Below are 21,764 nucleotides of genomic sequence, written 5' to 3' on the forward strand. Positions count from 1 at the left end.
TGCCCGGGACCTACTGGCCGAGCGGCAGTCGCTCGCCCGCCGTGATCCGGGTGCGGAGCCGGTTGTTCGGCGCAGGCAGCGGGCACACGTAGTGGTCGCTGAACGCGCACGGCGGCAGGTAGGCACGGTTGAAGTCGACGAGGACGTGGCCGTCCGCGGTCGGGGCCGGCATGCTGATGAACCGGAACCGGTAGCTCTCGTCGCCACTCGTGCCGTCGGAGAAGACCGCCCAGAGTCCGTTCGGGCCGCCCGTGACCGTCAGCGAGACCGCTTCGTCGCCGAGCTCGAACTCGACCCGGCCGACGGGGGTCTCGGTCGTGACGTGGCCGTCGATCGACTCGGTCTCGACCGTGACGTCCGGGGACGGCACGAACCGCGCCGGCCGGATCCAGGCGACGTCGGGGGCGAACGCGCTGATGCCCGCGAGCGAGGTCCGCGTCGGCGCCTCCGGGTCGAGCACGCGGAGTGCGTAGACGCCGTCGCGCTCCATGCCTCGGAGCAGCGCGTCGCCGAAGTGCAGTTCGTCGCCGTGGACCAGCTCGACGCGGTCGGTCATGATCTGCGCGCCACTCGGCGTGGTCAGTCCGGTGCCCGTGAGCCGCTCACCGACGATGCCGGTCGCGTCCGCACGCCAGGTGCCTGGCGCGCCCTCGAGAGCGGTCGCCTCCTCGGTCAGCCAGTGGGTGAACCGGAGGGCGGCGATACCGTGGGGTGCTCGGACGGAACGCTCGCGAGCGGTGTGCCAGGCGGTCCAGGACGCGATGAACTCTGCGGGGGTCTCGGAACTCATACCCTGACGCTACCAACTCCTCAGGTGTCGGAGACCCCCTGGACATCCGGCTGCAGCCGGATGCGCTCCCCGCGAACAGCGAGATGGCGCCGCCCGGAGAACCGGACGACGCCATCGACGTGTGGCTGCTGCTCAGCTGAAGAGCTTCTTGTCCTTCAGCCAGTCGGCCGCGAGGGTCTTCGGAGCGGCCTTCTCGTCGCCCTGGTTGCGGGCGTTGAGCTCGATGAGGTCCTCGGTGGTCAGCTCCGCGGACACGGCGTTCAAGACCTCCTTGACCTTGTCGCTGGCCTTGGCCGAGTTGATCAGCGGCAGGACGTTCTGCGGGAGGATCAGGTTCTCCGGGTCCTCGAGCGTGACGAAGTCGTTCTCGGTGATCGACGGGGTCGTGGTGTAGATGTCGGCGAGCTGGACCGTGCCGTCGAGCAGGGCCGCGGTGGTCTGTGCGCCGCCGCCGTCGCTGATCGGGACGAAGGTGAGCTTGTCGGCGGGGACGCCGTACACCTCGGTCAGGCCCTTCGGGCCGTACGGGCGCTCAGCCAACTCGGGTGCGCCGCCGATGGCCAGCGGGATGGTGAGGGCCGCGAGGTCGGCGAGGCTCGTGACGTTGTTCGCCTCGCTGAACTCCTTCGTGACGTTGTAGGAGTCCTTGTCCTCCGCCTTGGACTGGTCGAGGACCTCGTAGCCCTTCGGCGTGGCCTCCTGGAGGGCGGAGTAGACCTCGTCGCTCGACGTGGCCGTGGCGGAGTCGTCGAAGAACTGCAGCAGGTTGCCGCTGTAGTCGGGGACGAGGTCGATCGAGCCGTCTTCGAGCGCTGCGATGTAGACGTCGCGCGCGCCGATGTTGAGGGACTCGGCCGTCTTGATGTCGTTGGCCTCGAGCGCCTGGATGTAGATCTGGGCGATGATCTCCGACTCGGGGAATCCGGCGGAGCCGACCGTGATCGTGTCGGATGCCGCGGTCTCCCCGGCGGTCGGGTCGCCTGCGGAGCAGGCGCTGAGTGCGAGGGCCGCGACGGCGGTCGCGGCGATGCCGACGGCGAGGCGTCGACCCTGTCGAACTGTGAACATGGTGTTTCCTATCTGTGATGGGCGAGAACGGTGGTGCCGTTGTGGGTCTGGGAGCCGGGCGGTGCTGTCGCCCGGGATGGTGGAACGCGTCAGTTGTTGCGGTATGCCGCGGTCTGCATGTTCGCCTCCGCTTCTGCGACGACGGGGTCTGGTGCGGTGGACCGGTCGCCGCCGGTGGCGTGACCCCTGGTCTCGTCGACCCGCGTGTGGGTCGCCTGGACGCCGCGCGGCACGACGGCGCGCTGCAGCAGGGAGAAGACGCCCTCGAGGAGGAGGGCGAGCACGATGATGATGATCGAACCGGCGAGCATCTGCGCGTAGTCCCGCACCGGGAGGCCGTCGAGGATGTAGCGACCGAGGCCGGGGCCGTTGGTGAGGAACGCGACGACGGTGGCGGTCGCGATCGTCTGCAGGACCGCCGAGCGGACGCCGCCGATCATGAGCGGGAGGGCGAGCGGGATCTCCACCTTGCCGAGGATCTGCCACTCATTCATCCCGACGGCACGCGCGGCGTCGATGGTCTGGCGGTCGATCGACTCGACCCCGCCGTACGCGCCGGCCAGGACGGGCGGGACGGCGAGCACGACGAGGGCCGTGATCGCGGGGACGAGACTCGTGCTGGAGAAGCCCCACCCGAGCGTGATGAGCGCGAGGAGTGAGAGCAGACCGAGGGTCGGCAACGCCCGCAGCGCGCCGGTGATTGCGACCGCGACCTCCCGCCCCTTCCCGGTGTGCCCGATGAGGAGCCCCAGTGGGATCGCGATGACGCAGGCGATGAGGACGGTCAGGCCGGTCACGGCCAGGTGCTGGAGGACCCGCACCGGGATGCCGCCGGGGCCCTCCCAGTGCGCGGGGTCGAAGATCCAGGCGAAGGCGGCGAGGAAGTTGATCATGCGGCTCCTCCCCCGGCGGTCGCCAGCTCACGGGCTTCGGTGGCCGCACGACGACGACGGATCGCACCCTTCGAGCTGATCCGCGTCCACGGCATCAGGAGCCGGCCGAGGAGCACCAGCAGGACGTCGAACACGATCGCGATCACGACCGTCCCGACGATGCCGGTCAGGATCTCGATCGGGAACTGCCGGTTGTAGCCGTCGGTGAAGAGGTAGCCGAGGTTCGTCACGCCGATGAGGGCGCCGACGCTCAGCAGGCTGATCGTGCTCGCGGAGACCACCCGGATGCCGGCGAGCATGAGCGGACCCGCCAGCGGGAACTCGACCCGCCAGAACCGCTGGCCGGTGGAGAACCCCACGGCCTGTGCCGACTGCCGGACCCCGGCGTCGACGGCGTCGAGCGCGTCGGCGACCGTGCGGACGAGCAGGGCCACGGCGTAGATGGTGAGCGCGATCACGACGTTCGCCGGATCGAGGATCTTCGTGCCGATGAGGGACGGCATGAGGACGAACAGCGGCAGGGACGGGATCGCGTAGAGGATGCCGCTCAGTGTGAGCAGCACGCCACGCGACCACCGGTACCGGTGTGCCAGCCAGCCGAGGGGTAGGGAGATGAGGAACCCCAGGATGATCGGGGGCAGGCTCAGCTGGACATGGGTGAGGGTGAGGTCCCAGATCATGTCCCAGTTCGCGATGACCCAGCTCATGTGGATGCGCCGTCCTTCCGGACGTCGAGGCCCGGGCGGTCGCCTGCGCCAGGCCCGGCTCCGAGGACACCGGCGGGGCGGCCCGACTCGTCGACGACGACGTCGCGTCCGTCGACGCGCTCGACGTGCAGGGTCCGCTGGCCGCGATCGGCGCCGATGAACTGGGCGACGAAGTCATCGGCAGGGTTGGCGACGATCTCGGCCGGCGTGCCGACCTGGGCGATGTGGCCGCCCTTCTGCAGGATGACGACCTGGTCGCCGAGGAGGAAGGCCTCGTCGATGTCGTGGGTGACGAACACGATCGTCTTCGCGATGTCGCGCTGCAGTCGGAGCAGCTCCCGCTGGAGCTCGGCACGCACGAGGGGGTCGACGGCGCCGAACGGCTCGTCCATCAGCAGGATGTTCGGGTCGATCGCGAGGCCTCGTGCGACGCCGACGCGCTGCTGCTGGCCGCCGGAGAGCTGACTCGGGTACCGGTCGGCGAGCGCGCGGTCGAGTCCGACGGTGTCGAGGAGGGTGAGGGCGTCCGCCCGGGCCTGCTTCTTGTTGACGCCGGTGAGCATGGGCACCGTGGCCACATTGTCGATCACGGTGCGGTGCGGGAGGAGACCGGAGTTCTGCATGACGTAGCCGATGCGGCGACGGAGACGGACGGGGTCGACGGCGGAGACGACCTCGTCGTCGATGACGATGCGTCCCTCGCTCGGATCGACCATGCGGTTGATCATCCGCAGGAGCGTGGTCTTACCGCAGCCGGAGGACCCGACGAAGACCGTGGTGGACCGCGACGGGATCGTGAGGGAGAAGTCGTCGACCGCGAGGGTGCCGTCGTCGAAGCGCTTGGAGACGTGTTCGAAGGAGATCATGCTGGACCGATGCCTCTTCTCTGCACGGCTGTTCGTGACAGGTCGTCTTCCAAGGGTCGTCGCCGCCGCGGTCGGTGGCTCGCTGAACGTCTCTCGGTCGGTGGTCCGAACCTACCGGAGGGCACTGACATCGCCCACCCCCTCGACACGTGGCGAAATACATGGCATGCGGCGACGTGGGTGCGCCCGCGCACGACCACCGGCCGGCCGCCGTCGCTCAGGATCGGTCGACGCCCAATGCGGCGAGCGCCGCCGTGACGAGCTGCTGACCGTGCAGCTCCTGCTCGATCGCCGACCGGAGGCCGGCGTGAGCGACGGAGAGCCCGACCGACCACTCGTCGTGCTCCTCCGGGCCGAGCGCGTCCGCCGCGACGACCGCCTCGACCGCCAGCACGTCCGCGAGGAGGGCGGTCGAGCGTTCCAGCAGTCGCAGCGAGGTCCCGGCGAAGGAGGCCGGGTCGTCCGAGCCCTCGTCCGGCACGCCCGCGGCGACGACCGGGGTTGCGAGCACGCGCAGTTCGGCGACGAGGTCCGCTGCCGACTGACCGAGCCGACCCGGTAGGAGACCGTGCCCGGTCCCCCGGAGTCCGGCCCCGCCTCCGTCGATGCGTCCGAGCCGTCGCTCGGCGGCAGCGGCGGTGTGCGCGATGGCCGCGCGCAGCCCGTCGAAAGCGCGGGCGAGCCGGGCGCCATGCAGCAGCCCGCCGGTCCGCAGGACACCCGACGCCTGATCGACGAGTGGATCCTCCGAGGCCGTTCCGAGCGTCGCTTCCACGAGCTGGACGGCCGCCGTGACCTCGTCGGCGAGCGCACCGTTGATCTGCGGGGTCGCCCGGAGCCGCAGTCCGTCCAGGTCCCGTCCGCCGCGCGCACCTGTCGGGCCGACCGGCGTCGCCAACAACTCGGAGATCCGCTCGCCGCTTGCCCGGGTACCCGCCGACGGGCTGCCGGCGAGGACCCTCGCGTCGAACGCCGGTCCTCGCCCGCCGAGCCCGGACCGCGCAGCGACCCGCGACGAGAGTGCGCTCGTGGTGTCCGCCAGCCGACTGAGCGCGCCGAGCCGGTGGAGTGCGAGCGCACCGACGCCGAGGGAGTAGGCGTTGTGGTGGACGAACGCCAAGCCCTCGTGCACAGCGAGGTCGAGCGGTGCGAGCCCGACCCGCGACAGGGCGACCTGGGCGGAGAGCCGCTCACCCGCGAGGACCGCCTCCCCCTGTCCGATCACGAGCGTCGCGACGGACGCCAGGTGGGTCTCGTCGCCGTCGCCGAGGGAGCCGATGGACGGGATCACCGGGGTCACCCCACGGTTGAGGAGCTCCGCGACGAACACGGCGGTCTCGAGGCGGATCCCGGAGGCGCCACGGGTCCATCCGGCGAGCCGGGCGGCGACGACCGCCCGAGCGCGGTCCACCGAGAGCGGCAGTCCGATGCCGCCACGGCGGTCATGGACGACGCGCTCCTCCAGAGCCGAGGCATCGAGCGTCACGGTGCGCGGAGCCGCTCGTCCCCCGGCGGTCCCAGGGATCCGTGGACCCGGGGACCGAGGACCCGGCGCACCGACTCCGACCGGCGTCGTCTGCCGGTCGACGATGGCCCGGCCGGCGCCGATGCGGTCGAGCGCCGGGGTGTCGAGGACGACGATGGCGTCGTCGCGGGACACGGCCACGAGGTCGTCGACCGAGATCGGGCCGATGCCGAACACGACGGGCGCTCCCATCAGTGCGCGCCCGTCGATCGGTTGGCGGCGTTCGTCTGGTCTGTGCTGCTGGACACGGGTCGCTCCATCCGCTCGTCGAGGGGCCGTGGACCGGCCGGGATGGACGTCAGCGTACGAGCGCCTGGCGGCCGGTGCACGGTGTGTGTCGACGTGTGACAGAACACGGAAACGGCCGGTGCTCGGCGAGGTGTCCGTCGACCTCAGCGGTAGCGACGGCCCTCGTCGCGGCGGTAGAGAGCGAGGACCACGACGGTCAGGACGAGGGTCCAGGCCAGGACGCCGACCCACGACCACCACGGCAACTCGCCACCCTGGACCGCCCAGACGACGAGCTCCCGGGTCTGACGGCTCGGGAGGAACATCGACAGCCGGTCGAGCCACGGGGCGAAGAGGAACGGTGGGATGAACAGTCCGCCGGCGAAGGCCAGCGAGAACATGACCACCTGCACCACGGCGATCGCGGCCTTGCTCGGGAGGGCGTACCCGATCGCGGTGCCCAGGAGCATGAACGGCAGGGCACCCACCAGGAGCGCCACGATGCCGCCGAGCAATCCCATCGGAGTCGTGGTGGCTGCGGTCAGGAGCGCACCGAGCACGACGACCGGTATGACGGCCGCGAACCCGAGGAGGCCGACCGAGCACAGGTGCGAGAGGACCCGGGCGACACCCGTCACCGGAAGCGTGCGGAGGTACGGATCCCACGCCTGCTCCCTCGCCTGGGCGATGGTCAGGCCGAAGCCGAACAGGGAGTTGGCGAGCACCGCGAAGACGATGAGGGAGATGACGGCCTGGGTCGCGATGACCGGATCGCCGGCGACCTGCGCCTGCGGGACGACGAAGAACAGCAGCGAGAGCGCGGGGAAGACGAGCGAGCCGATCAGCGCGATCGGGACGCGTACGGTCTCGAGCAGGGAGTACCGCGCGTGCAGGGCGGTGAGCTGGAGTGTGGTGGCCATCAGGCGGCGCTCCGTTCGACGTCCGCCCGGGCATCCGCGGTGAGGGTCAGGAACGCCTCCTCGAGGGTCGCTCCGCGCACGGCGAGATCGGTGAACGGGGCCCCGGACCGGACGAGATCGCGCACGAACGCGTCGGCGTCACGGACGTCCAGTTCGACGGCGTCCCCGTCACGACTCGCCTGGACGACCCCGGCGAGCCGCTCCACCGCTCCGGGGTCGGTGGTCCGGAGCCGCACCCGGTGGATACCGACGAGCCCGAGCACGTCGCGCAGTGGGGCATCGGTGACGACCCGTCCGCCGCCCAGCACCACGACGCGCTCGGCGAGCGCTTCGATCTCCTCGAGGTAGTGACTGGTGAGGACGATCGTCGCCCCGAGCTCGTGTTGCCGGCGGATCGCGTCCCAGAGGGTCCGACGGGCGTCGACGTCGAGGCCCGTCGTCGGCTCGTCGAGGAGCACGAGACGCGGTCTGCCGACGAAGGCGAGTGCGACAGCGAGTCGGCGCTGCTGGCCGCCCGAGAGCGAGCCCGTCTGGCGTCGGAGGAGGTCGCCGAAACCGAACTGCTCCGCCAGGGCGGCCGTCGGCACGCGGTCCGCGAAGTGCCGTCCGACGAAGTCGACGACCTCTCCCACCCGGAGCGTGGGCGGCAGTGCCGTCTCCTGCGGTGTCGATCCGAGCCGCGTGCGGTTGACCGCTTGGGCGGGATCGCCGCCGAAGAGGGTCACCGTGCCGGTCGTCGGACGTCGGATGCCCTGCAGCAGGGACAGCACGGTGGACTTGCCGGCGCCGTTGGGGCCGAGGAGCCCGACGAGCGAGCCCGGCTCGATCCGGAGGTCGACGTCGTCCAGCGCGGTCACGTCGCCGTAGCGTCGTGTCACGCCCTTGAGGGTGGCCAGTGGTGTGATCGTCATGATGTCCCCGTTCCCGACGCGCCGCCGAGCATCGCTCGGAGCCCGGTCATGTAGTCCTCGAACGCGCGGCGCCCGAGCGTGGTGAGTTCCAGGTAGGTGACCGGAGTGCGTCCCCGGTGGGTCTTCGTGACGAGGACGTAGGCGCCGTCCTCGAGTTTCCGCAGGTGTGTGGACAGGTTCCCAGCGGTCATGTCGAGCATCTCCTGCAGGCGGGGGAACGACATGCTGCTGTCCGCGTCGATCGCCGCGAGCGTCGACATGATGCGCAGGCGGGCTTGAGCGTGGATGAGGGGGTCGAGTTCGTCCATCGGTCACGCCGCCGATCGGTGGGCACGCCGACGGCGGGTCGCCTCGAGGAAGGTCGCGTACACGAGGAACCCGCCTCCGCCGGCGATCGCCATGATGAGTGCGTTGCCCGGCGAGCCGAAGAACGGTGCGGCCATGCCGACCACGATGATCCAGATGCCCATGCCGTACATCACCCGGTCGCGCCAGACCGCGCCGCCCGCGAGGTAGAGCAGTCCGACCACGAGGCTGTAGATCGCCGGGTAGAAGATCGCGGAGAGTTCCGGCGCCATTCCGGCCGAGAAGAGCGCACCGCCGAACACCGCTGCGGCCGTGCAGCCGATCGCCCAGGCGATGCCGTACATGGTCCCTTGCACCTGCTGGGCACCCTGGATCCCGCGCGACACACGGGAGCCGATGATCGACGACGAGACGATGCCGCCAACCATCAGGATCCCGAAGAGCCATCCGGCGACTGTCGGCGGCGTGGTGAACCAAGGGTTCTCGTCGCTCGCGGACCAGAGCGCGAGGAACCCGACGGTCCACGCGACACCCCAGATGTACACGATCGCGATGGTGGGCCTCGTGAAGATGTCATCGACACGGCTCGCCTGTCGCTCCTGCAGAGCGAGCATGGCGGCCGGGTCGAGCGCGTCCGAGCCGTCGGTGGGTTCCATCGGTGAAGTCATACCTACTTTGTAACGCAAACCACTCTGCGAAGCAACCCTGTTTGCGATACAGCGCGCAGGGATGCCCGCTTCACGCCGAGGTGCCACAGCCCAACTGCCCTTCGACAGGCTCAGGGACCGGGTTCATCCGGCCGCCCCTCTCCCGCCGACCCTTCGACAAGCTCAGGGACCGGATCACCTCCGGCGCACCTCTCCCGGTCACTGAGCCTGTCGAAGTGCCCACGAGGACGCCTCATCGTCCCGGGCACACCCCTCCCGGTCACTGAGCTTGTCGAAGTGCCCACGAGGACGCCTCATCGTCCCGGGCACACCCCTCCCGGTCACTGAGCCTGTCGAAGTGCCCACGAGGACCCACCCCCTTCGACAGGCTCAGGGACCAAAACTGGTCAGAAGGGCGCGGGATCGGGTTCGGTCCGATGCTGCTTCCCGTCGGGTGTCGTCCACTCGAGGACGCCACCCGGTACGTGGTCGAGGTTCCACCCCGGCAGGTGCTTCATCCGGTGGTGATGTCGACACAGACAAGCGAGATTCCCGACATCCGTCGTCCCTCCGTCCTCCCACGCGACCGAATGGTCGAGATCGCAGGCCCTGGCGCGTCTGCCGCAGCCAGGTGCCCGACAGGTGCCGTCCCGCAGGCGAACTGCCCGTTGCAGATCGGCCGGAATGCGGTACTGATTCCGCCCGACGGAGAGCACCGCGCCGGTCTCGGGTTGGACGAGGATCCGGGTGAAGCTCGGCGCGTTCACCGCGATGCGCGCGGCGGTCTCGGGGTCGATCGGCCCGTATCCGTCGAGCGTGGCCGGGGCGTCGAGACGCCGGCCATGGTCAGCGCTGGGACCGTGATCTGCACGGTCGGCGTGATGTGCTCCTGCACCTCGATCGGGTGCGGGACCACCGGGCTCGACATGACGTCTTCCGGCGTGACACCGGTCAGTGCGAGTGCTGCAAGGGCGTCCGCCTGGAGCTGTCCGCAGGTGCGGGAGTCGCCGGCCTGGCGTGACTCTGCGGCGGCCGCTTCGACTCGCTCGGAGATGCCCTGCGCGATGGGTGCGGTGGTGAACGAGTGCACCCACGCCATGCCGTCGGCTGCGGGTTCGAACTCGACCCGGCGGTCTGCTTCCGAGCGGGTTGCGCGGGCGGTGATGGACTCGGGGTGAAGACCCTCGCGCAGGACGCGGGCGCGCCTGCGGAGGTTCGCATTGGTCAGCTGCTCCGCGGCCGGCAATACCGCCTCCAGGAACACAGCCCGCCCGGCAGTCGGGACGTCGCCGAGTTGGTCGATGATCGTCTGCGCGTGCCGCGCCGAGATGCGGCCTGCCTCGAGTGATTCGAGCACGGCCGGCGCTTCGTTCACGAGGCGTTCCGCGTCGTTCGTCGCACGCTGCACGGTCCGCTCGGGCGTGCGGGTCGCCATCGCGAGCGCCGCACACGTCGAGCGGCGTGAGAGCGCCTGGCGCTCCGCCGGCGGGAAGATCGCCGGGACCGTGGCGTCGGCGAAGGCGTCCGCGTAGGCGGCGGAGCGGGCCAGGAGCCGGGCCTCACGCGCGTCGAGGGCCGCCCGCAGCCGATGGATCTCTGCGTACTCGTCCGAGAACTCCGCGAGCTGCGCGGCGTACTCGTCGCCGACACGGGTCGCGGTGAGGGTGGTCTCGGTCATGGGACAAGTCCATCATGGGCCACTGACATTCCAGATGCCGAGTCGAGGCGTTTGTGGAAGTGTCCTCGTGTGCCCTTCGACAGGCTCAGGGACCGGGGGAACAGCGCCGGATTCGTGAGGTTCGTCGTATGCCCTCGACAGGCTCAGGGACCGGGGAAGGCGACTCAGGGACCGGGGGAATTGGCTCAGGGACCGGCGGAGGTGGCTCAGGGACCGGCGGAGGTGGCTCAGGGACCGGGGACGGGTTCGCGGATCAGGATGCCCGGAGCGGCAGCACAACGCGTGCAGCCCGATACGATGGAGGGCTGATGTCCGACCTCCGAATCTCCTACCCGCCCGAGCTGCCGGTCAGTGCCGCCCGCGCGGACATCGCGCGTGCCATCAGCGAGCACCAGGTCGTCATCGTCGCCGGGGCGACGGGTTCCGGCAAGACCACCCAGCTGCCGAAGATCTGCCTCGAGCTCGGTCGCGAATCCATCGGGCACACGCAGCCCCGACGACTGGCCGCGCGCACGATCGCCGAACGCATCTCGGAGGAGCTCGGCCAGGAGCTCGGTGGCATCGTCGGCTACCAGGTCCGCTTCACCGATCAGGCGTCGAAGGCGACGAAGATCAAGCTGATGACCGACGGCATCCTGCTGAACGAGATCCACCGCGACCGGATGCTGCGCAAGTACGACACGATCATCATCGACGAGGCGCACGAGCGCAGCCTCAACATCGACTTCCTGCTCGGCTACCTCAAGCAGCTCCTCCCCCAGCGCCCCGACCTCAAGGTCATCATCACGTCCGCGACGATCGACCCGGAGAGCTTCTCGAAGCACTTCGACGGAGCGCCCATCGTCGAGGTCTCCGGCCGCACGTACCCGGTCGAGATCCGCTACCGGCCGCTCGTGGCCGACGAGCCCACGGACGACGATGAGGACGCCCCCGAGTCCGAGGCCGCCGACCGCGACTACCTCGAAGGCATCAATGCGGCCCTCGACGAGCTGGCGCGGGAGTCGATGGGCGACGTCCTCGTCTTCCTGTCCGGTGAGACGGAGATCCGCGACGCCGCCGACGCCATCCGCGGGCGCAACCTGCCCGGCACCGAGGTGCTGCCGCTCTACGGCCGGCTCTCCTCCGCCGACCAGCACCGCGTGTTCCAGCCGTCGACCGTGGCAGGCCTCCGCCGGCGCATCATCCTCGCGACGAACGTGGCCGAGACGAGCCTCACGGTGCCCGGCATCAAGTACGTGATCGACGCCGGAACCGCCCGCATCTCGCGCTACAGCGTGCGATCCAAGGTGCAGCGGCTCCCCATCGAGGCGATCTCGCAGGCGTCGGCGAACCAGCGTTCGGGTCGCTCCGGCCGCACGAGCGACGGCATCGCCATCCGGCTCTACTCGGAGGACGACTTCGCGAAGCGCCCGGAGTTCACCGAACCGGAGATCCTCCGCACGAACCTCGCCGCGGTGATCCTCCAGATGATCTCCCTCGGCCTCGGCGACATCGCCGCCTTCCCCTTCCTCCAACCACCGGACGCCCGCGGCATCAAGGACGGCGTCGACCTGCTGTCCGAACTCGGCGCGATCGAGACGCGCACCTTCGCCGACGGCTCACCTCGCGGCGGCGGTCCACGCCTCACGCGGGTGGGGCGCGACCTCAGCCGCCTGCCGATCGATCCGCGGTTCGCGCGCATGGTCGTGGAGTCGAAGCGGCACGGGGTGTCGCGGGAGGTGCTCGCGATCGTCGCGGCGCTCACCATCCAGGACCCACGCGAACGACCGCTCGAGCACCGGCAGAAGGCGGACGAACTGCACCGCCGGTTCGTCGACCCCACGAGCGACTTCCTCGCCCTCCTGAACCTCTGGAACTACCTCGAGGAGAAACAGGACGAGCTGTCGTCGAGCGCGTTCCGCCGGCTCTGCAAGAACGAGTTCCTCAACTATCTCCGCGTCCGCGAGTGGCACGACGTCTACCGCCAGCTGCGCCAGCTCGCGAAGCCCCTCGGCCTGACGATCAACGAGCCGGCGGTGAACCCCGACGGCATCCACAAGTCGCTCCTCGCGGGGCTCCTCTCCCACATCGGGCTGAAGGACCAGACCGTCGCTCCGGTCGTGAAGGGCCGGAACGCTCCACCCGCGACGAAGACCGCGAAGAAGGGCGACTACATCGGCGCCCGCCAGACGCGCTTCGTCCTCTTCCCCGGGTCCGCGCTCGCGAAGAAGCAGCCGAACGCCGTGATGAGTGCGGAACTCGTGGAGACGAGTCGGCTGTTCGCCCGCACCAACGCCTCGATCGACCCGGCGTGGGCGGAACCGATCGCCGGCGACCTCTGCAAGCGCTCGTACAGCGAGCCGCACTGGGAGAAGAACCAGGGCTCCGCCGTCGCCTTCGAGAAGGTGACCCTCTTCGGCGTGCCGATCGTGCCGCGCCGCCGGGTGCAGTTCGGTCGCATCGACCAGGAGCAGGCCCGCGAACTGTTCCTGCGGCACGCGCTCGTCGACGGCGAGTGGACCCACGACATCGGTCGCGACAAACTGTTCGACTTCCACCGCGCGAACCGACGACTGCGCAAGGAGCTGAGTGAGCTCGAGGAGCGGACGCGACGCCGCGACATCCTCTTCGACGACGAAGCCGTCTTCGACTTCTACGACGCCCGCGTCCCTGCCGAGATCTCGACGACGCGGGGCTTCGAGTCCTGGTGGCGCAAGACGCGCGTCGACCAGCCCGAGCTGCTCACGATGCGCCAGGAGGATCTCCTCCCCGAGGACGCCCCGGCGGTGGATGAGGACCGCTTCCCCGCCGAGTGGGTGCAGGCCGACCAGCGGTTGAAGCTCAGCTATCGTTTCGAGCCCGGAAGCGACGACGACGGCGTGACGGTCATCGTCCCGCTCGCCCTGCTCGACCGGCTCTCGCCCGCCGGTTTCGACTGGCAGGTCCCCGGTCTCCGTCGGGACCTCATCACGGCGATGATCAAAGCGCTCCCGAAGGCCCTGCGTCGGAACATCGTGCCTGCGGCCGACTGGGCGGCGAAGCTGCTCGCCGAGCTCCCCGCCGACGTCCCGGCGGTCGCCCCCGGCAGTCCCGCCGCCGAGGACTCGTTCGCCACCCGTCTCGCGAACGCGATCAAGCGGCTCTCCTACATGGACATCACCGCCTCGGACTTCGAGATGGAACGCGTCCCCGAGCACCTGCTCGTGACCTTCCGGGTCATCGATGAGCGCGGCCGGACGCTCGCCAGCGGCAAGGACCTCGTCGAGCTGCAGCAGCGCCTCAAGCAGCGCACGCGGGCGAGCGTCGCCAAGGTCGCGGCCGCCAGAGTGCCCAACGCCATTGAGCGCTCCGGGTTCACCAGGTGGGACTTCGACGACCTCCCCCGCTTCATCGACATCCGCCAGGAGGACGGCGTGATCCGCGGCTACCCCGCGATCGTCGACGACGGCACGAGCGTGTCGATCCGGATCATGAGCACGGAGGCCGACCAGGCCCGCGCCATGCCCGCGGGGGTGCGCCGCCTCCTCCTGCTCGCGATCCCGTCCCCGACGGCGTATGTGCAGCAGCACCTCAAGGCCAACGAGAAGCTCGCGCTCGCGACGAGCCCCTACCGGTCGACGCCGGCGTTGTTCGAGGACTGCCTCGCCGCCTGCATCGACGACGTCCTGTTCCGTGTGGTGCCCGACGGACAGGTGTTCTCCCGACTGCAGTACGAGACGCTGCGCGACCGCGTGTCCGCCTCGGTCATGGACCGGATGTTCCAGACGGTCGCCATCGTCGCCCGCATCCTGCAGGCCGCGCGCGACACGGAGAAGGCCATGAAGGCGGCGACGAGCATGACGCTGCTCGCGGCCCTCACCGACATGCGGGGCCAGCTCGACGGACTGGTCTTCCCGGGCTTCGTCTCCCGGACGGGCTCCGCACGGCTCGAACATCTGCCCCGCTACCTCGCCGGCATCCGTTACCGCGCCGAGCGACTGACGGACAACCCGAACCGCGACCGCGTGTGGATGACGGAGGCGCAGACGGCGTTGGCGCGGTTCGAGGCCGCCGGCGGCACGATCCCGCTGCCCGCCGAGGCTCCGGAGCACCTCGTGAAGGCCCGGTGGATGCTCGAGGAGCTCCGGATCAGCCTGTTCGCCCAGCAGCTAGGCACGGCCGAGTCGGTGTCGTTGCAGCGCCTGCAGAAGGTCCTCGCGGGCTAGCGATCCCCGGTCCTTGAGGATGGACCCCGGTCCCTGAGCCTGTCGAAGGGCGCATCTCGACAAGCTCGATGACCGGACGCACGCACCACCCGAAACGACGGCTCAGGCTCCGGGACCCGTCGCCACCGGACGCTCCGGGTGGTTCGCCCACTCGCTCCACGATCCCGGGTACAGCACCGGTTCGAAGCCGGCCAGGGTGAGTGCGACCGCGTTGTGCGCCGCGGTCACCCCGCTGCCGCAGTAGGTCGCGACCGTCGCGTCCTCAGGCACGCCCGCGGCGAGGAACTGCTCGCGGAGGGTCTCAGGCGACAGGAATCGGCCGTCTGCGCCGACGTTGGCGGTCGTCGGTGTGCTGAGCGCTCCGGGGATGTGACCGGCCCGAGGGTCGATCGGTTCGACCTCGCCCCGGTACCGTTCGCCCGCACGCGCGTCGAGCAGCACCCGTCCCTCGCCCGCCCACGTCGCGGCGGTGTCGATGTCGATGGTCGGCAGGACACCCGTCGTCAACGTGACCGTCCCGGGTTCCGGGACGACCTCGCCGCGCTCCACGGGCAGTCCGGCGTCCGTCCACGCCCGGAACGCGCCGTCGAGGATGCGGACGTCCGCGATGCCGGCGTTCCGCAGCACCCACCAGGCTCGTGCCGCCGACAGGCTCTTGAGATCGTCGTAGACCACGACCACGTCGCCGTCGTCGACGCCCCACGATCGCGCGGACGCCTGGAGCGCCTCGCGATCGGGCAGGGGGTGACGGCCTCGGACGGCCGGTTCTCCGGTCGGCACGTGGTCGGCCAGCTCGTGGTCGAGGTCGACGTATACCGCGCCGGGCACGTGCCCCTCGAGGTAGGCGGGCCGTCCGTCCGGTGCGTCGAGTCGCCACCGCACGTCCAGGACGCGCACCGGCGTCTCGGAGGCGATCAGAGCGGCGAGGTCGTCCGGGGCGATGAGGATGGGCATGCGTCCAGCGTACGCACGCGAGGTCGACGCGACCCACGCCCGACCGCTCGGTCACCGTCACACCGGGTAACAGAGTTGCAGCTCCGGCCGGATGAGCGAAACGTAGCCTGTGCAGCGTCCACCGAATCGGCGTTGCAGCAGTCGTCCACAGCCGTTCGAAGGATCCCCCGTGAGCTCAGTCCACCCGGCAGCCGCCTCCGTGACCGCCTTGCCGTCCCCCGTCGATGGTGGCGAGGTCGCCCCCGGTTTCGCCTCCCTGTCCCCCGACGACTTCAAAGCGGCGTTCCGTCAGCACCCGGCCGGCGTCTCGGTCATCACCGCGGACGACGGCAGCGGGCCGGTGGGACTCACCGCCACCTCGGTCTTCTCCGTCAGTGCAGAACCGCCGCTCCTCGTCTTCTCCGTGTCGTCGCTGTCCTCGAGCGCGCCGACCATCACCGCGTCCGACACCGTCGTCGTCCACCTCCTGGGTTCCGAGCAACTGCACATCGCGAAGCTCTGCGCGACGAGTGGGATCGACCGTTTCGCCGACACCTCCATCTGGGACCGCCTGCCCACGGGCGAGCCGTACTTCACGGGCAACGGCGTCTGGATCCGCGGACGCATCGTCAACCGCATGGAGGCGGGCACCTCGACGGTCATCGCGGTGCACGCGCTGGAGTCGAGCGTCTCGCAGCTGCAAGCGGCCGAGGAGCCGGTCCGGGCCGAGCCTGCCGCCGAGGCGCCCGCTCCCGCCGCCCCGACGTTCAGCCCCAGCTTCGACGGCGCACCGCTCGTCTACCACAACCGCACCTGGCACCGTCTCGACGCGAACTCGCAGATCGACGGCTGAGCGGCCTGCTGCTGAACATCTGTGCACTCCAACCCGCCGTCGGTCCACCGATCTCCGGATAGCGTGGTGACATCACCATCGTCGAGAGGACCCTCATGGCTGGATCGAAAGCCCGCACCGCCGCACGTCTGCTGCTCGGAGGCGCACTCGTGTTCGCCGGCATCAGCCACCTGACCTTCGCTCGGAAGGACTTCCAGGCGCAGGTACCGGAATGGGTCCCGATCGACGAGGACACCACCGTGCTCGCCTCGGGCGTCGTCGAGATCGCCCTTGGTGCGGCACTCGCCTCAGGCGTGAAGCGGACAGCCGTCGGCAACCTCGCTGCGGCGTTCTTCACCGCGATCTTCCCGGGCAACCTCTCCCAGTGGCTCAACCGCCGCGACGCCTTCGGTCTCGACACCGACAGCCGCCGGTTCACCCGGCTCTTCTTCCAGCCCGTGCTCATCGCCTGGGCCCTCTGGTCCACCCGCCGCTGACCACCAGCCGTCGCTGAGTCGCCCGAATCTGCGCGTTTCCGCGTCGGATTCGAACATCCTCGGGCGAGTCAGCGGCGCACGGCGGATCGCCAGGTAGGGTCGAGGACACCAGAGCCACAGGGAGAACGATGCTGACGACCGAAGCGACCATGGACGAGCTGCTCGTCGCCGAATCCGTCGAGACGCCGAGCGCCGGACGCAACGGTGTCGTGAGTCTCGTCTCACTCGTCGTCATCCTCACGATCGTGGTCACCGCGATCGCGGCGCTCTTCCTCCCGGTCGTCCAGGGCGCGACGGCGTTCTTCTACTTCTTCCTGGCCGGCTTCGGTGGCCTCGGCGGCTGGCGCCGCTACACGCTGGACGCCTGAGGGCCGGATGGAATCGTGGATTCCATCCGGCCCTCAGGCGTTCAGCGCAGCGACTGCGCGGCGACTAGAAGTCCCAGTCCTCGTCTTCCGTGACCACGGCCTTGCCGATCACGTAGGAGGAGCCGGAGCCCGAGAAGAAGTCGTGGTTCTCGTCGGCGTTCGGGGAGAGCGCCGACAGGATCGCCGGGTTCACGTCCGTGACCGTCTTCGGGAACATGGCCTCGTAGCCGAGGTTCATGAGCGCCTTGTTGGCGTTGTAGTGCAGGAACTTCTTGACGTCCTCGGTGAGACCGACCTCGTCGTAGAGGTCCTGCGTGTACTGCACCTCGTTGTCGTAGAGCTCGTAGAGCAGCGAGAACGTGTAGTCCTTGACGTCGTCGCGCTCGGCCTGCGTGAGCTTCTCGAGTCCCTTCTGGAACTTGTAGCCGATGTAGTACCCGTGCACGGCCTCATCGCGGATGATCAGGCGGATCATGTCGGCCGTGTTGGTGAGCTTCGCGCGGCTCGACCAGTGCATGGGCAGGTAGAAGCCCGAGTAGAAGAGGAAGGACTCGAGGAGGGTCGAGGCGGCCTTCCGCTTCAGCGGGTCGTCACCGTGGTAGCGGTCGAGGACGATGGACGCCTTCTTCTGCAGGTTCGGGTTCTCGACCGACCAGCGGAACGCCTCGTCGATCTCCTTCGTGCTGCTGAGCGTGGAGAAGATCGAGGAGTAGCTCTTCGCGTGCACCGACTCCATGAACGCGATGTTCGTGTAGACGGCCTCCTCGTGCGGGGTGATCGCATCGGGGATGAGGGCGACGGCGCCGACGGTGCCCTGGATCGTGTCGAGGAGCGTGAGGCCCGTGAACACGCGCATGGTGAGCTGCTGCTCCTGCGGCGTCAGGGTGTTCCACGACTGGACATCGTTCGACAGCGGGATCTTCTCGGGCAGCCAGAAGTTGTTGACGAGGCGGTTCCAGACCTCGACGTCCTTCTCGTCCTCGATCTTGTTCCAGTTGATCGCCTGTACCCGGTCGACGAGCTTGAGCTTCTCTGACATGAATTGGTGTCTTCCTACTGATGCTTGCATGGTTGCCGGGACGGAGTGGTGGGGCGCTCACCCGAGCGACCCCACCCCTCCCGAGCGACTAGATCCGCTGGTTCCAAGTCCCCTTCGGATCGCTCTCGCCCGCAGACCTAGGCACAAACTGTCCCGTCACAGCATCTCGTGTGACCACGACTGCATTTCCGGTTCCTGGCCCAACCGTGTCTCGCGCGGTGTACTGCGGCCACCGGGCAGCAGTTGCGTTGGACACGAATTGACCGGTGTTCGTGCTTCGGTTTACTTGCCTTGCCATTTCATTACTCCAATGGAGTCATGCCCTGGCTGGGTTCCGCACGCTTGGCGAAACTTCGCGTGTAGAGTGGTGGTCCAATCTCTATTGGAACCGCCCCTCTTCACCAGGGGCTTCTGTGGTCGGGCGTTGGCGCGCCCGACCACATTTCTTTTGCTAGAGCATGCAGCTGACGCAGCCGTCGACTTCCGTGCCCTCGAGCGCGAGCTGGCGGAGACGGATGTAGTAGATGGTCTTGATGCCCTTCTTCCACGCGTAGATCTGCGCCTTGTTGATGTCGCGCGTGGTGGCGGTGTCCTTGAAGAACAGCGTCAACGACAGCCCCTGGTCGACGTGCTGCGTCGCGGCGGCGTACGTGTCGATGATCTTCTCGGCACCGATCTCGTAGGCGTCCTCGTAGTACTCCAGGTTGTCGTTCGTCATGAACGGAGCCGGGTAGTACACGCGACCGAGCTTGCCTTCCTTGCGGATCTCGATCTTCGACGCGATCGGGTGGATCGACGACGTGGAGTTGTTGATGTAGGAGATCGAACCGGTCGGCGGGACGGCCTGGAGGTTCTGGTTGTAGATGCCGTACTCCTGGATGGACGCCTTGAGGGCCGTCCAGTCCGCCTGCGTCGGGATCTGCACGCCGGCCTGCTCGAAGAGCTCGCGGCCACGAGCCGTCTCAGGCTCCCAGACCTGGTCGATGTACTTGTCGAAGAACTCACCCGACGCGTACTGCGAGTCGGCGAAACCGTCGAAGGTCTCCCCGCGCTCCTTGGCGATGAGGTTCGAGGCTCGCAGCGCGTGGAACACCACCGTGTAGAAGTAGATGTTCGTGAAGTCGATGCCCTCGGGGCTGCCGTAGTGCACGCGCTCGCGGGCGAGGTAGCCGTGGAGGTTCATCTGGCCGAGGCCGATGGCGTGCGACTTGTCGTTGCCGTCCTCGATCGAACGCACCGAGGAGATGTGGCTCTGGTCGGACACGGAGGTGAGGCCGCGGATGGCGGTCTCGACCGTGCGACCGAAGTCGGGCGAGTCCATCGTGAGCGCGATGTTCAGCGAGCCGAGGTTGCAGGAGATGTCCTTGCCGATCTCCTTGTACGAGAGGTCCTCGTTGTAGGTGGTCGGCGTGTTGACCTGGAGGATCTCCGAGCAGAGGTTCGACATGTTGATGCGGCCCTTGATGGGGTTCGCCTTGTTCACCGTGTCTTCGAACACGATGTACGGGTAGCCGGACTCGAACTGGATCTCCGCGATGGTCTGGAAGAACTCGCGGGCGTTGATCTTCGTCTTCTTGATGCGGGAGTCGTCGACCATCTCGTGGTACTTCTCGCTCACCGAGATGTCGCCGAACGGTACACCGTAGACGCGCTCGACGTCGTACGGGGAGAACAGGTACATGTCCTCGCCCTTCTTCGCGAGGTCGAAGGTGATGTCGGGGACGACGACGCCGAGGGACAGCGTCTTGATCCGGATCTTCTCGTCGGCGTTCTCACGCTTGGTGTCGAGGAATCGCAGGATGTCGGGGTGGTGTGCGTTGAGGTACACCGCGCCGGCGCCCTGACGCGCGCCGAGCTGGTTGGCGTAGCTGAAGGAGTCCTCGAGGAGCTTCATCACGGGGATGATGCCGCTCGACTGGTTCTCGATCTGCTTGATCGGTGCACCGGACTCACGGATGTTCGACAGCGAGAGCGCCACGCCACCGCCACGCTTCGAGAGCTGGAGCGCGGAGTTGATGCCACGGGCGATCGACTCCATGTTGTCCTCGATGCGGAGGAGGAAGCAGGAGACGAGCTCGCCTCGCTGGGCCTTGCCCGAGTTGAGGAAGGTGGGCGTCGCCGGCTGGAACCGACCCGCGATGATCTCCTCGACGAGCGCGACCGCGAGCTGCTGGTCGCCGTCGGCGAGACCGAGGGCGGTCATGACGACGCGGTCCTCGAACCGCTCGAGGTAGCGCTTGCCGTCGAAGGTCTTCAGCGTGTACGAGGTGTAGTACTTGAACGCGCCGAGGAAGGTCTGGAAGCGGAACTTCTTCGAGTAGGCCAGGTCGTTGAGCTCCTGGATGAAGTCGAACGAGTACTTGTCGAGCACTGCCTGCTCGTAGTACTCCTTCTCGACGAGGTAGTCGAGCCGTTCCTTCAGCGAGTGGAAGAAGACGGTGTTCTGGTTGACGTGCTGGAGGAAGTACTCCCGCGCGGCCTCACGGTCCTTGTCGAACTGGATCTCGCCGTTCGGGCCGTAGAGGTTGAGCATCGCGTTGAGCGAGTGGTAGTCCATCTGGCTCGTCGACGGTGCGTCGATCACTGAAACTGGCGCTGCTGCCAAAATGATTCCAATCCATTGTGGACGGTGGTGACATCGTCCTGGGTTCCGAAGAGTTCGAAGCGGTACAGGTGCGGGACCTTGCATTTGCTGGCGATCACGTCGCCGGCGAGGCCATAGGCCTCGCCGAAGTTCGTGTTGCCGGCGGCGATGACCCCGCGGATCAGGGAGCGGTTGGCCTCGACGTTGAGGAACCGGATCACCTGTTTGGGCACCGCTCCGTCGCCGTTGCCCCCGCCGTAGGTGGGGGTCACGAGGACGTAGGGTGCCGTGGCGTGCACGGCTTCGTCTTTCGCATACAGCGGGATCTGCAACGAGGGCAGGTCGAGCTTCTGCATGAAGCGATGCGTGTTGCCGGAAATGCTGGAGAAGTAGATCAGCCGTGGTTGCACGGGTGGCCTCCTCGTCGACGTCCGGACGGTCGGATGGTGCGGTGCTGCTGGAGCCGGCTCATGATGACGCCTGCGACCGTGGGCTCAAGCCAGACGTGCGGCGAGCTCTTCGATCTTGTCGGGACGGAAGCCCGACCAGTGGTCTTCCTCGGTGATGACGACCGGTGCCTGCAGGTAGCCGAGGGCCTTGACCTGCTCGAGCGCGTTCTCGTCGACCGAGAGGTCGAGGATGTTGTACTCGATGCCCTTGTTGTCGAGTGCGCGGTACGTCGCGGTGCACTGCACGCAACTGGGCTTCGTGTAGACCGTGATTGCCATAGCTCTTCGTGCCTTCCCCTCAAAATCTGGTGATTCCCACGGCGTCCTGCGCCGGGGTTC

At 68.4% G+C, this 21,764-nt stretch carries 20 protein-coding genes and 1 pseudogene; 4 read left to right on the forward strand and 17 right to left on the reverse strand.

Features of this window, described 5'->3' with window-relative positions; all coding sequences use genetic code 11:
• Window positions 1–10 precede the first annotated feature (10 nt).
• The 12 genes and pseudogenes from IFU11_RS04520 to IFU11_RS04575 all read right to left on the reverse strand — a co-directional run bounded on the left by IFU11_RS04520 (window position 11) and on the right by IFU11_RS04575 (window position 10,539).
• Window positions 11–790: a DUF1684 domain-containing protein gene (locus IFU11_RS04520; protein WP_079705432.1), complete on the reverse strand. Its 780-nt coding sequence runs from the start codon at window positions 788–790 to the stop codon at window positions 11–13.
• Between the two features lie 132 nt (window positions 791–922).
• Window positions 923–1,858: an ABC transporter substrate-binding protein gene (locus IFU11_RS04525; protein ID WP_079705431.1), complete on the reverse strand. Its 936-nt coding sequence runs from the start codon at window positions 1,856–1,858 to the stop codon at window positions 923–925.
• Window positions 1,859–1,947: 89 nt separating this feature from the next.
• Window positions 1,948–2,751: an ABC transporter permease gene (locus IFU11_RS04530; RefSeq protein ID WP_192018260.1), complete on the reverse strand. Its 804-nt coding sequence runs from the start codon at window positions 2,749–2,751 to the stop codon at window positions 1,948–1,950.
• Window positions 2,748–3,458, reverse strand: coding sequence for an ABC transporter permease (locus IFU11_RS04535; RefSeq protein ID WP_079705429.1), 711 nt, complete (start codon window positions 3,456–3,458; stop codon window positions 2,748–2,750). Before IFU11_RS04535 ends, IFU11_RS04530 begins: the two co-directional genes overlap by 4 nt.
• On the reverse strand, window positions 3,455–4,324 hold the full coding sequence (locus tag IFU11_RS04540; protein ID WP_137242033.1) for an ABC transporter ATP-binding protein: 870 nt from the start codon (window positions 4,322–4,324) through the stop codon (window positions 3,455–3,457). Before IFU11_RS04540 ends, IFU11_RS04535 begins: the two co-directional genes overlap by 4 nt.
• 217 nt (window positions 4,325–4,541) lie before the next feature.
• On the reverse strand, window positions 4,542–6,041 hold the full coding sequence (locus IFU11_RS04545) for an aromatic amino acid lyase (RefSeq protein WP_192018261.1): 1,500 nt from the start codon (window positions 6,039–6,041) through the stop codon (window positions 4,542–4,544).
• Window positions 6,042–6,241: 200 nt separating this feature from the next.
• Window positions 6,242–6,997, reverse strand: coding sequence for an ABC transporter permease (locus tag IFU11_RS04550; protein ID WP_192018262.1), 756 nt, complete (start codon window positions 6,995–6,997; stop codon window positions 6,242–6,244).
• Window positions 6,997–7,908, reverse strand: coding sequence for an ABC transporter ATP-binding protein (locus IFU11_RS04555; protein ID WP_192018263.1), 912 nt, complete (start codon window positions 7,906–7,908; stop codon window positions 6,997–6,999). The genes IFU11_RS04550 and IFU11_RS04555 overlap by 1 nt, the downstream gene beginning before the upstream one ends.
• Complete coding sequence (locus IFU11_RS04560; protein WP_064296516.1) at window positions 7,905–8,216, reverse strand: transcriptional regulator; 312 nt, start codon at window positions 8,214–8,216, stop codon at window positions 7,905–7,907. Before IFU11_RS04560 ends, IFU11_RS04555 begins: the two co-directional genes overlap by 4 nt.
• 3 nt (window positions 8,217–8,219) lie before the next feature.
• On the reverse strand, window positions 8,220–8,882 hold the full coding sequence (locus IFU11_RS04565) for a hypothetical protein (protein WP_192018264.1): 663 nt from the start codon (window positions 8,880–8,882) through the stop codon (window positions 8,220–8,222).
• Between the two features lie 500 nt (window positions 8,883–9,382).
• Window positions 9,383–9,628: pseudogene (locus tag IFU11_RS20705) on the reverse strand (HNH endonuclease signature motif containing protein); the annotation flags it as partial.
• Window positions 9,625–10,539: a DUF222 domain-containing protein gene (locus IFU11_RS04575; RefSeq protein ID WP_192018266.1), complete on the reverse strand. Its 915-nt coding sequence runs from the start codon at window positions 10,537–10,539 to the stop codon at window positions 9,625–9,627. The pseudogene IFU11_RS20705 and the gene IFU11_RS04575, both read right to left, overlap by 4 nt.
• A gap of 308 nt (window positions 10,540–10,847) precedes the next feature.
• Between IFU11_RS04575 and hrpA the strand changes: the two genes are divergently transcribed.
• The gene (gene hrpA, locus IFU11_RS04580) at window positions 10,848–14,723 is read left to right on the forward strand and encodes an ATP-dependent RNA helicase HrpA (protein WP_192018267.1); all 3,876 of its coding nucleotides are present in this window, start codon (window positions 10,848–10,850) and stop codon (window positions 14,721–14,723) included.
• A 102-nt stretch (window positions 14,724–14,825) separates the two neighbouring features.
• Here hrpA and IFU11_RS04585 read toward each other — a convergent pair whose 3' ends face one another.
• On the reverse strand, window positions 14,826–15,677 hold the full coding sequence (locus IFU11_RS04585; protein ID WP_192018268.1) for a sulfurtransferase: 852 nt from the start codon (window positions 15,675–15,677) through the stop codon (window positions 14,826–14,828).
• 208 nt (window positions 15,678–15,885) lie between these two features.
• Between IFU11_RS04585 and IFU11_RS04590 the strand changes: the two genes are divergently transcribed.
• The 3 genes from IFU11_RS04590 to IFU11_RS04600 all read left to right on the forward strand — a co-directional run bounded on the left by IFU11_RS04590 (window position 15,886) and on the right by IFU11_RS04600 (window position 17,353).
• On the forward strand, window positions 15,886–16,509 hold the full coding sequence (locus IFU11_RS04590) for a flavin reductase family protein (RefSeq protein ID WP_199862174.1): 624 nt from the start codon (window positions 15,886–15,888) through the stop codon (window positions 16,507–16,509).
• Window positions 16,510–16,604: 95 nt separating this feature from the next.
• Entirely contained in the window at window positions 16,605–16,985 is a 381-nt protein-coding gene (locus IFU11_RS04595; protein WP_079705419.1) for a DoxX family protein, read from the forward strand.
• Between the two features lie 128 nt (window positions 16,986–17,113).
• A complete protein-coding gene (locus IFU11_RS04600) occupies window positions 17,114–17,353 on the forward strand; it encodes a hypothetical protein (RefSeq protein WP_192018269.1) in 240 nt (79 codons plus the stop codon).
• Between the two features lie 64 nt (window positions 17,354–17,417).
• On the opposite strand, the gene nrdF is transcribed toward IFU11_RS04600, so the two are convergent.
• From nrdF to nrdH, 4 genes are all read right to left on the reverse strand, one after another.
• Entirely contained in the window at window positions 17,418–18,392 is a 975-nt protein-coding gene (gene nrdF, locus IFU11_RS04605) for a class 1b ribonucleoside-diphosphate reductase subunit beta (protein ID WP_056007612.1), read from the reverse strand.
• A gap of 451 nt (window positions 18,393–18,843) precedes the next feature.
• Window positions 18,844–20,949, reverse strand: a complete 2,106-nt coding sequence (nrdE, locus tag IFU11_RS04610; RefSeq protein ID WP_079706251.1) for a class 1b ribonucleoside-diphosphate reductase subunit alpha — start codon at window positions 20,947–20,949, stop codon at window positions 18,844–18,846.
• Between the two features lie 23 nt (window positions 20,950–20,972).
• Window positions 20,973–21,386, reverse strand: a complete 414-nt coding sequence (gene nrdI, locus IFU11_RS04615; RefSeq protein WP_064296523.1) for a class Ib ribonucleoside-diphosphate reductase assembly flavoprotein NrdI — start codon at window positions 21,384–21,386, stop codon at window positions 20,973–20,975.
• A gap of 84 nt (window positions 21,387–21,470) precedes the next feature.
• Window positions 21,471–21,704 (reverse strand): glutaredoxin-like protein NrdH, encoded by a 234-nt coding sequence (gene nrdH, locus IFU11_RS04620; RefSeq protein ID WP_056007615.1) that lies wholly within the window; start codon window positions 21,702–21,704, stop codon window positions 21,471–21,473.
• Between the last annotated feature and the right edge of the window lie 60 nt (window positions 21,705–21,764).

Source organism: Plantibacter sp. CFBP 8804 (genome assembly GCF_014841225.1).
GTDB lineage: Bacteria > Actinomycetota > Actinomycetes > Actinomycetales > Microbacteriaceae > Plantibacter > Plantibacter auratus.